We start from the raw sequence: 11,422 nt of genomic DNA, 5'->3' as shown, positions 1-11,422 counted from the left end.
CCGGCCGACACGGCGTCACCGCCCCACCGACCCCGGGAGAGCGCGTATGAGTGACAGTTCCCCGGCCCCCGTCGCCCTGGTGGCGGGAGGCTCCCGCGGCATCGGGCGGGCCGTCGCCCTGCGGCTCGCCCGGGACGGCTACGACGTCGCCGTCGCCTACGCCTCCGACGACTCCGCCGCCCGTGAGGTGGAGAAGGAGATCACCGCCGCGGGCCGCCGCGCCCTGGTCCGGCGCGCCGACGTCGCCGACCCCGACGCCGTCGAGACGTTCGTGGACGCCGTCGAGGACACCCTCGGGCCCGTGCACGCCGCCGTCACCTCCGCGGCCGTACTGCGCGACCAGCCCCTGAAGCTGATGGAGGACGCGGACTGGCACGACGTGCTGCGCACCAACCTCGACGGGGTCTTCCACGTCTGCCGGGCCGTCGTCGGCGACATGGTCGAACGCCGGCGCGGCGCGATCGTCACCCTGTCCTCCGTCGCCGGCCTGCACGGCAACGCGGGACAGACCAACTACGCCGCGTCCAAGGCCGGGATCGTCGGCTTCACCAAGTCCCTGGCCCGCGAGGTGGGCCGGTACGGCATCCGGGCCAACACCGTCGCACCCGGCTTCATCGCCACCGACCCCGTGCTCGCTCTCGAACCGGACATCCGCGGCCGGTTCGAGCAGCGCATCGCCCTCGGCCGGCTCGGCCGTCCCGAGGAGGTCGCCGACCTCGTGTCGTTCCTCGTCTCGGACCGGGCCGGCTACCTGACGGGCGCCACCTTCACCATCGACGGCGGCATGGCCACCTGACCCGCCGCCCCCTCGCCATCGAGCCCAGCCCCTCGTGAACCGGAGGATGCCGACCATGCGCATCGAAGCCGACGCCGACACCTGTGTCGGCTCGGGCATGTGCGCCCTGACCACATCCGAGCTGTTCGACCAGTCGGACAAAGACGGAACGGTCGTGGTGCTGCGGTCCGTACCGACGGACATGCAACTGAAGGACGCCGAGGAGGCGGTACGCCGCTGCCCGTCGGGCGCCCTGAGCCTGACGGACTGAGACGAAACGGACCGAGTCGAAGGAGTAAGCCATGGTGCGCAGCCCGTGGTTCGGCCGCCACGAGCCCGGGAAGGAGGCCGCGTTCCGGCTGTTCTGCCTGCCGTACGCCGGCGGCAGCGCCGCCGCCTACCGCGACTGGCACGACCTGGCGCGCCCCGGCATCCAGGTCTGCCCGCTCGAACTGCCCGGCCGCGGTGGCCGCATCCTCGAACCGCCGATGACCGCGCTGCCGGACCTCGCCGGTGCGGTGGCCGAAGCGCTGGCCCCCCATCTGGACCGGCCCTTCGCCGTGTTCGGCCACAGCATGGGCGGCCTGCTCGCGTTCGAACTGACCAGGACCCTGCGCCGCTCCCGACGGCCGCTGCCCGCCCACCTGTTCGTGTCCGCAGCCGCCGCGCCCGACGTCCCCCGCACCCGGCCCCCGGTGCACCAGGCGTCCGACACGGACGTCGTCGACGAACTGCGCGTGCTCGGCGGCACCCCGCGCGAGCTGCTGGAGGACGAGGAGCTGATGAAGCTGATGCTGCCGACGATACGGGCCGACTTCGCGGCTCTGGAGACCTACCGGTACCGCCCCGAGCCGCCGTTGCCGGTCCCCCTCACCGTGCTCGGCGGCACCGACGACCCGCTGGTGCCCCCGGGCAACCTGGAGGGCTGGCGCCGGCAGACCGACGTGGACGCGGGCGTGCGCCTCCTGCCGGGGGGACACTTCTTCCTCCACCCCGGCGACGGCGTCATGGCCCTCGTCGCCGAAGCGGTCGGCATCCCGGCCTCCGCCCGCTGAACCGCGTTCAACCGGCCGCAGCGGACAGTTGAACACCCACCCGTGCGCACCGCGGCGTATGACGGCGGTGGACTACCCGGTTCACCTGGTGCCAGCATGCATCGCGCCGTCGTCCCGCGCCCGGCAGGGCCGTTGCACGCGGAACACGAGCGCCCCCTTCCCCTCCCACCGGTACCGCGTATTCGACTGTTCCGCCTGTTCCGCCGCCGAGACCAACGATCAGGAGATTCGCGCATGACCGAGATCGACCTGACCAGCCTCACGGCGGAGCAGAAGCGCAAACTCCTCGCGGAGCGGCTGCGGCGTACCGGCGGCACCCCCGCCGCGCCGCGCCGCCGGCGCTTCGCCGCTTCGTTCCCCCAGCAGCGCATGTGGTTCCTGGACCAGTTGAATCCGGGCAGCGCCGCGTACAACATCCCGGCGGCGGTGCGGCTCCACGGCCCGCTGGACGTGGACCTCTGGCGCCGGAGCCTGGCCGAGATCGTCCGCCGGCACGAGACGCTGCGCACCACGTTCGACGAGGTCGACGGCGAGCCGGTGCAGGTCGTCCACGACTCCGGCGAGCTGGAGCTGACCGTCGAGGAGTGCGGGCACCTGCGCGGCCCCGCCGGCGAAGCGGCCGTCGACGAGCTGGCGCGCCAGGAGTTCGCCCGCCCCTTCGACCTGGGCACCGGGCCGCTGATGCGGATGAAGTTCCTCCGGCTGGCCGCCGACGAGCACATCCTGCTGCTCACCATGCACCACATCGTCGCCGACCTCTGGTCGACCTCGGTGCTCTTCGGCGAGCTGGTCGCCCTGTACCAGGGCTACCTCACGGACAGCGAAGCCGCGCTGCCCGAACTGCCCGTCCAGTACGCCGACTACGCGGCCTGGCAGCGCAAGAAGCTGGCGGGCTCCGGCCTGGCGGCCGAGCTGGAGTACTGGAAGGAGACGCTCCAGGGCGCCGCACCCACCCTGGAACTCCCCACCGACCGGCCCCGGCCCGCCGTGCTGGGCACCGCCGGCGGTTCGCGGCCCTTCCACCTGCCCGCCGACGTGATGAACGGTGTGCGTGAGCTGAGCCGGAGCGCCGGTGCCACCCCGTTCATGACCCTGCTCGCCGCCTACGTCGTGCTGCTGCACCGGTACAGCAGACAAGAGGACGTTGTCGTCGGCGTGCCCGTCGCCAACCGCGGGCAGCACGAGGTCGAGCGGCTCATCGGCTACTTCGTCAACACGCTGGCGATCCGCAGCGACGTCTCCGGCAACCCGTCCTTCACCGAGCTGCTCGGCCGGGTGCGCACGGCGGCGCTCGGGGCGTTCGCCCACCAGGAGGTTCCGTTCGAGCGGCTGGTGGAGGAGCTGCACCCGGAGCGGGACCTGTCCCGCTCGCCGGTCTTCCAGGTCTCGTTCGTCTTCCAGAACATCCCGATGCCCGAGTTCGAGGCCGGGGGGCTGCGCCTGGAGCTGATGGAGGTGGCCGGCTCCACCGCGCGGTTCGACCTCGAACTGCAGGTGTTCGAGCAGGGCGACGAGCTGAGCGGCTGGTTCGAGTACAACACCGAGCTGTTCGACGCCGCCACCGTCGACCGCATGGGCGGCCACCTGAAGGTGCTGCTGGACAACCTCCTCGACGACCCGGAGCAGCCGGTCCTGGACGTCGCGCTGCTGACGGACGAAGAGGAGCGCGAGCAGCGCAGGGAGCGGGCGGACACCCGCAACGAGTGGCCCGACCAGCTCCTCACCCACCAGCGCATCGAGCAGCAGGCGGCGCTGCGGCCGGACGCCGAGGCGGTGTACTGCCGGGGCGAGACGCTCACGTACGCCCAGCTCGACGCGGACGCGAACCAACTGGCCCGCAGGCTCAAGCGCCTCGGTGTCGGGCGTGACGTGCTGGCCGGGATCTGCCTGGAGCGCTCGACCGACATGGTCGTCGCGGTGCTGGCCGTGCTCAAGGCGGGCGGCGCGTACGTGCCGATCGACCCGGAACTGCCCGCGGACCGCATGGCGTTCATGATCGAGGACGCCGGGCTGCCGGTCCTGATCTCCCAGCGCTCGGTGGTCCCGGGCCTGCCCGCCTCCGGCGCCGCCGTCCTGTGCGTGGACGAACTGCGCGAGGAGATCGCCGCCGAGCCGGCCGGACCGCTCGGCGAGCCGGTGGCCGCCGCGGACCTCGCGTACGTGATCTACACCTCCGGCTCGACCGGCCGCCCCAAGGGCGTCCAGTTGCCGCACCGTGCGCTGCGCAACCTCTTCTGGGCGATGGCGCAGTGGCCGGGCATCGACGCCGACGACAGCCTGCTCGCGGTCACCACGCTGTCGTTCGACATCGCGACCCTGGAGCTGCTGCTCCCGCTGGCCGAGGGCGCCCGGGTGGTGCTCGCCACCCGGGAGACGGTCACCGACGGCAGGCTGCTGGCCGAGGAGATGGCCGCCACCGGCGCGACCATGATGCAGGCGACCCCGTCCACGTGGCGGATGCTGCTCGACGCCGGCTGGCAGGGCGTCCCGGGGCTGCGCGGGCTGATCTGCGGTGAGGCGCTGCCGCCGGACCTGGCGCGCCGGCTGCTGGCCAAGGGCGTGGACCTGTGGAACATGTACGGGCCGAGCGAGACCACGATCTACTCGCTGGGCACCCGGATCACGGACGGCACGATCACCATCGGCGGGCCCATCGCCAACACCGAGGTGCACATCCTCGACCCCGAGGGCCGCCCGGTGCCCCCGGGCGTCCCCGGCGAGCTGTGCATCGGCGGCGACGGGCTGGCGCGCGGGTACCTCGACCGGCCGGAGCTGACGGCGAAGCAGTTCGTCGCGAACCCGTTCGCGTCCGGTCTCTCCGACCGCCTGTACCGCACCGGGGACCTGGTACGGCGCCGGGTGGACGGCCGGGTCGACTACCTGGGCCGGCTCGACCACCAGGTCAAGCTGCGCGGCTACCGGATCGAACTCGGCGAGGTCGAGACGGTGCTGATGTGGCAGAAGCAGGTGAAGGACGCGGTGGTGGTGGTCCGCGAGGACCGGCCCGGCGACCAGCGCCTGGTCGCGTACCTGGTGGCGGACCCGGCCGCCGGCCCGGCCGCCGAGCTGAGCCGCCACCTGCGTACGGCGCTGAACGACAAGCTGCCCGCGTACATGGTCCCGTCCGCGTTCGTGTACCTCGACGCGCTGCCGCGCACCCCCAGCGGCAAGACCGACCGCGGCGCGCTGCCCGCACCCGAGCCGGGCCAGTCGGCCCGCGCGGCCACGGCGTACGCGGCGCCCCGCGACGACGGGGAGAAGGCCCTGTGCGCGCTGTTCGCCCAGGTGCTGAACGTGGCCGAGGTGGGCATCGACGACAACTTCTTCGACCTCGGCGGGCACTCGCTGCTGGCCACCCGGCTGGTGGCCAGGATCCGCGCGACGCTCGGCGTCGAGGTGCCGGTGCGCGGCCTGTTCGAGAGGCCGACCGTGGCGCGGCTGGCCGGCCTGCTGCGGCAGGGCGGCGGCGGCACCCGCCCCGCGCTGGGCCCCATGACCCGGCCAGAGCCGCTGCCGCTGTCGTTCGCCCAGCGGCGGCTGTGGTTCCTGCACCAGATGGAGGGGCCCTCGCCCACGTACAACCTCCCGGTGGTGCTGCGCCTGGCCGGAGCGCTGGACGTGGGCTGCCTGCGGAGGGCCCTTGCCGACGTGGTCGGGCGCCACGAGTCGCTGCGGACCGTCTTCCCGGGCGCGGCAGCGGTGCCGTACCAGCGCGTCCTCGCCCCCGGACAGGCGCGGCCCGCGCTGCCGGTGACCGAGGTCGACGCCGACGGCCTGGACGCCGCGGTGGCCGCCGCGGTCCGGCACCCGTTCGACCTGACCGCGGAGATCCCGCTGCACGCGGAGCTGTTCGCGGTCGGCGCCGACACCCATGTGCTGGCCGTCGTCGTCCACCACATCGCGGCCGACGGCTGGTCGCTGGCACCGCTGCGGCACGACCTGGCGGTCGCCTACCGCGCCCGGCTCGCCGGCCACGCCCCCGAGTGGGCGCCGCTGCCCGTGCAGTACGCCGACTACACCCTCTGGCAGCGCCAGTACCTCGGCGCACAGGACGACCCCGAGAGCACGTGGTCGGGCCAGCTCGACCACTGGCGCGGTGTCCTGGACGGCCTGCCCGAGCGCATCGCCCTGCCGGTCGACCGGCCGCACCCGGCCGAGGCGTCCCACGACGGGGACACGCTCACCTTCCGGTGGGACGCCGACCTGCACGAGGGCCTCGTCCGCCTGGCCCGCACCTGCGACGTCAGCATGTTCATGATCCTCGACGCGGCGCTGGCGGTGCTGCTCCGCCGGCTCGGCGCCGGCGCGGACATCCCCGTCGGCGTGGCCACCGCGGGCCGGGACGACCAGGCCACCGAGAACCTCATCGGCTTCTTCGCCAACACCCTCGTGCTGCGTACGCAGATCGCCGACGGCCAGACGTTCCGGGAACTGCTCGCGGCGGTACGGGAACGGACCCTGGAGGCGCTCGCGCACCGGGACATCCCGTTCGAGGCCCTCGTGGACAGCCTGCGGCCGACCCGGTCGATGGCCCACCACCCGCTCGTGCAGGTCATGCTCTCCTGGCAGACCGTGACCGACGAGAGCCTGGCGCTGCCCGGCATCGAGGCGGCGCCGATGGTGAGGAGCACCGGCACGGCGCGGATGGACCTGGTCTTCCTGCTCCACGAGCGCCTCGGGGCCGACGGCACGCCGGGCGGCATCGAGGGCGGTATCGAGTACAACGCCGACGTCTTCGACCAGGAGACGATACGCACCATGGCGCACCGGCTGCGCCAGGTGCTGCTGGCGATGGTCGGCGACCCGGACCGGCCGGTCGGCGACCTCGACCTGCTCACCCCGGCCGAGCGGCACCGCGTGCTCGACGAGTGGCAGGGCCCGGCCGCTGAAGCGCCCGTGGCCACGCTGCCCGAGCTGTTCGAGGCGCAGGCGGCCCGTACCCCGGACGCCGTCGCGGTCGGCTGCGGTGACGAGCGGCTGACCTACGCCGAGCTGGCCGCCGCCGCGGACCGCCTCGCCGGCCGGCTGCGCGCGCGGGGGGTCGGCGCCGGCGGCGCCGAAGATGCCGTGTGCCTGCTGATGGAGCGCTCCGTTCGGCTGCCCGTGGCGATCCTCGCCGTGGTCAAGGCCGGTGGCGTGTACGTGCCGCTGGACCCCCGCTACCCCGGTGAGCGCATGCGGCTGATCATGGCCGACACCGGGGCGAGCGTGCTCCTCGTGGACGGGGAGGGGCTGGAACACCCCGCCCCCGGGGGCGTACACGTGCTCGACGTGGCCGCCGAACTGGCCGATGACGCCCCCGCGGATGAAGCCACCGACGCCGCGGACGGCTCCGCCGGCCTCGCCCCCGCGGGCGGCCCCGACCGGGCGGCCTACATCATGTACACCTCCGGGTCCACCGGGCGGCCCAAGGGCGTGGCGGTCACCCATCGGAACGTGGCGAGCCTGGCCGCCGACCGCGCGTGGACCGGCGGCGGCCACGCCCGGGTGCTGATGCACTCCCCGGTCGCGTTCGACGCCTCCACCTACGAGCTGTGGGTGCCGCTGCTGTCCGGCGGCGAGGTGGTCGTCGCCCCGGCCGGCGAACTCGACCCCGACACCCTGGTGCGTACGATCGGCGAACGCCGCGTCACCGCCGTGTTCCTCACGACCGCGCTGTTCAACCTGCTCGTCGAACGTGATCCCGCGGCGCTCGCCGGGGTGGCCGAGGTGTGGACCGGCGGCGAGGCCAACTCGCCCCTCGCGTTCACCAAGGCGCTGGCCGCCTGGCCGCACACCTCGCTGGTCCACGTGTACGGGCCGACGGAGACGACGACGTTCGCCATCCGGCAGACCACCCACGACGTGGCCGACGGCATCGTGCCGCTCGGCACACCGATGGACGGCACCGGTGCGTACGTGCTCGACGAGCGGCTGCGGCCGGTGCCCGTCGGCGTCCCGGGCGAGCTGTACCTGACCGGCAGCGGCCTGGCCCGCGGCTACCTCGGTCAGCCCGGGCTGACCGCGCAGCGGTTCGTCGCCTGCCCGTACGGCGCGCCGGGCACGCGGATGTACCGGACCGGTGACCTGGTCCGCCGGCGCGCGGACGGGCGGCTCGTGTACCTCGGCCGGACCGACGACCAGGTCAAGATACGCGGCTTCCGCATCGAACCGGGCGAGGTCGAGAAGGTCCTCGGCGCCCACCCCGCCGTGGCGGGCGCCGCGGTGGTGGTACGGGAGAAGCCGTCCGGCGGCAAGGACCTCGTCGGCTACACCGTGCTCGCCAGGGGCGCCCAGGCCGAGCCCGCAGAGCTGCGGGCGTACGTGGCCGAGCGGCTGCCGCAGTACATGGTGCCGGTCGCGGTGATGGTGCTCGACGCGTTCCCGCTGACCGGCAACGGCAAGCTCGACCGCCGCGCGCTGCCGGCGCCGGACCTCGGCGCGGGCACCCCGTCCCGGGCGGCGGCCACGCCGGCCGAGCGGACGCTCGCCGCCGTGTACGCCGAGGTGCTCGGGTTGCCCGACGTCGGCGCGGAGGCCGGCTTCTTCGACCTGGGCGGGGACAGCATCCAGGCCACCCAGTTGGTCGCGCAGGCCCGCACGGCCGGACTGGTCTTCACCGTCCGGGACGTCTTCGTGCACCAGACGGTGGCCGGCATCGCCCAGGTGGCCCGCCCGGCCGGCGAGGAGACCGACGGGGGCGTCGTGGACGTCGGCACCGGCGAGATCCCGCTGCTGCCCGTCATGGAACGGCAGCGGCAACTGGGCGGTTCCGTGGTCGGCTTCGACCTGTCGGCGACCGTGGCCCTGCCCGCCGACGTGGACCTGGACCGGCTGACCGCGGCGCTCCAGGCGGTCGTCGACCGGCACGACGCCCTGCGCACCCGGCTGGTGACCGGCCCCGGCGGGCAGTGGTCGCTGCACGCCGACGACCCCGGCGCGGTACGGGTCGCGGACGTCCTGCGCCGCGTCCCCACCGGCGGTCTCACCGATGCGGAGGCACGGGCGCTGATCGCCGAGGAGACCGCCGCCGCCAAGCACCGGCTCGACCCGGCCGCGGGCGCCATGCTCCAGCCGGTGTGGTTCGACGCCGGCGCGGGCCGCGCGGGCCGGCTGCTGCTTGCCGTACACCACTTCGCGGTCGACGGCGTGTCGTGGCGGATCCTGCTCACCGACCTCGCCGCCGCGTGGGACGCCGTGTCCGCGGGCCGCGAACCGGACCTCGCCCCCGTCCCGACGTCGCTGCGCGGCTGGGCGGCCCGGGTCGCCTCCGCCGCGAGCACCACCCGGCACCGCGCCGAACTGCCGGTGTGGGAAGGCATCCTGCGGGACGCCGCGCCGCTGGTGGCCGGCGGACTGGACGCCGAACGCGACGTCACCGGCACGGCCGGCCGGCTGTCGGTGACCCTGCCGGCCGAGGACACCGCGACGCTCGTCGGGCAGGCGCCCGCGGCGTTCCGCCGCGGCATCCAGGACGTGCTGCTGACCGCGTTCGGGCTCGCCCTCCGGCAGTGGCGCGCCCGCCGTACGGGCTCTGATGCAGGCTCGGTGGTGCTGGACGTGGAGAGCCACGGCAGGCACGAGCACCTGGTCGAGGGCACCGACCTGTCCCGTACGGTGGGCTGGTTCACCGCCGTCCACCCCGTCCGCCTCGACTTCGGCGATCTGACCTGGGACGAGGCGACCCGGGCGGGCAGCGGACTGGCGGCTGCGGTCGCCGGCACCGCAAGGCACCTGGCGTCGGTCCCGGAACGCGGCCTGGGCTACGGGCTGCTGCGCTACCTCGACCCCGGCAGCGCGCCGGCGCTCGCCGCGCTGCCCGCGCCGCAGGTGCTGTTCAACTACCTCGGCCGCGTACCCGTCACGGACGACGAGAAGCCGTGGATGCCGCTGCGCGACGACGCCGCGCCGGGCACCACCGGGGTCCGGCCGCTGCTCCACCCCCTGGAGGTCAACGCCGTCACCCAGGACGGGCCGGACGGCCCGCAGTTGGTGGCCGACTGGAGCTGGGCGGCCTCGCTCCTGGCCGAGGACGAGGTACGCGAGCTGGCGGACACCTGGTTCGACGCGCTGCGCGCCGTCGCCCGGTGCGCCCGCGCGGTCGGGGCCGGCACGGTCGAGCCGGTCCACGAGGACGACGAGCGCGCCGCCGCCGACGCGACCGACCTGCTGTACGCGCCGATCCCCAAGGCCGACCGCGGCGACGGCACCGGACTGTCCTTCGGACAACTGGAGTTCCTGCTTCAGCCGGTGGGTCCCGACCACCCGCACCACGGCGTCATCACCGCCTGGCGCGTACGCGGTGACCTGGACGTTCCCGCGCTGCGCCGCGGCCTGAACGACCTCGTGCAGCGGCACGACATCCTGCGCACCCGGTACGCGGGGCAGGGCTCGTCGACCCGCCAGTTCGCCGACGGCCCGCCCGTGTGGCCGCTCGATACCGTCGACCTGCGCGCCCACCGGGGCCGGGACCAGGACGAGAAGCTGCGCGAGCTGCTCACCGCGCAGACGGAGCGCCCGTTCCGTATCGAGACCGGAAACCTCGTCCGGGGGCTGCTGGTGCGGCTCGCCGACGACGAACACGCGCTGGTGCTGGTGGCCCACCACATCCTGGTGGACCACTGGGGCTTCATCGTGATCGTCGACGAGCTGGCCGAGCTGTACGCGGCCCACACCGCGGACCGGCGGCCGAAGCTGCCCGAGGTGGCGGTCCAGCACCTGGACTACGCGGCGTGGGAGCAGGACCTGCTGGCCGTCGGAGCGCTCGACGACCATGTCGAGCACTGGCGCAGGGAGCTGGACGGCGCGGCCCGCACGTTCGACTTCGACGCGCCGGCGCACCAACTGGACGACTTCGTCGAGGGGTACAGCCACGCCGTCGTGATCGATGCGGAGGCGATGGCGGCGGTGCGGGAGGCCGCCCGCCGCGAGGGCGTGACCCTGTTCATGATGCTGATGTCCGCGTTCCACGTACTCCTGCACAGCTACTCGGACGCGACGGACATCGCCGTCAGCCACCCGCTGGCCGGCCGCGAACGGCCCGAGACCAAGTCGATGGCCGGCCCGTTCATCAACGTCATCCTCAACCGGTCGCGGATGGCGGACGACCCGACCTTCCGCGAGCTGGTCCAGCAGGTCCTGCAGGCCGAACTCGACGCGTACGCGCACCAGAACGTGCCGCTGCGCGCGCTGATCCACGACGGCGTCATCGGCGACGGCAACCAGTCGCCCCTGCGCGTGATGCTCAACCTGCTCGGCGTGCCGAGCACCACGCTGGCCCTGGACGGGCTCGACGTGGCGCCGCTGGACGTGCGGATCGGCGACGAGACACCGCTTCCGGAGCTGATCGCCGCCATCGAGCCGCACAACGTCGACCTCTACCTGGTCGCCCGCGAGGTGGCGGGCGAACTGCGCGGCCTGTGGGTCTACTCGCCGGACTGCATCGCGCCGCCGGTGATGGGCGCGCTCGTACGCCAGTGGCCGCGGGTGCTGGAGCTGGTCACACGGCACCCGGAGCTCACCGTCTCGCAGCTCCGCGACCGGGTGCGGGCCGGCGGGAGCGGGGCGGCCGGCGACCAGTAGGTGCCCTCCACCCGGCTCGGCACCTGTCCAT

4 protein-coding genes are annotated in these 11,422 nt (G+C 73.9%); all 4 read left to right on the top strand.

Annotated features, from left to right (window positions below):
- The first annotated feature begins 46 nt into the window (after nt 1-46).
- The 4 genes from fabG to B124_RS12575 all read left to right on the top strand — a co-directional run bounded on the left by fabG (nt 47) and on the right by B124_RS12575 (nt 11,391).
- Nucleotides 47-796 carry a 3-oxoacyl-ACP reductase FabG gene (gene fabG, locus B124_RS12590; RefSeq protein ID WP_496502860.1) on the top strand — a complete coding sequence of 250 codons (750 nt, stop codon included), beginning with the start codon at nt 47-49 and terminating at the stop codon, nt 794-796.
- Nucleotides 797-851: 55 nt separating this feature from the next.
- Nucleotides 852-1,046: a ferredoxin gene (locus tag B124_RS12585; RefSeq protein WP_496502859.1), complete on the top strand. Its 195-nt coding sequence runs from the start codon at nt 852-854 to the stop codon at nt 1,044-1,046.
- 31 nt (nt 1,047-1,077) lie between these two features.
- A complete protein-coding gene (locus tag B124_RS12580; protein WP_496502858.1) occupies nt 1,078-1,830 on the top strand; it encodes a thioesterase II family protein in 753 nt (250 codons plus the stop codon).
- A gap of 234 nt (nt 1,831-2,064) precedes the next feature.
- Entirely contained in the window at nt 2,065-11,391 is a 9,327-nt protein-coding gene (locus tag B124_RS12575; protein WP_496502857.1) for an amino acid adenylation domain-containing protein, read from the top strand.
- Nucleotides 11,392-11,422 lie beyond the last annotated feature (31 nt).

Source organism: Streptomyces sp. CNP082 (genome assembly GCF_059570535.1).
The sequence above is the reverse complement of the archived record's forward strand: the minus strand, read 5'-3'. Positions and strand labels throughout refer to the sequence as shown.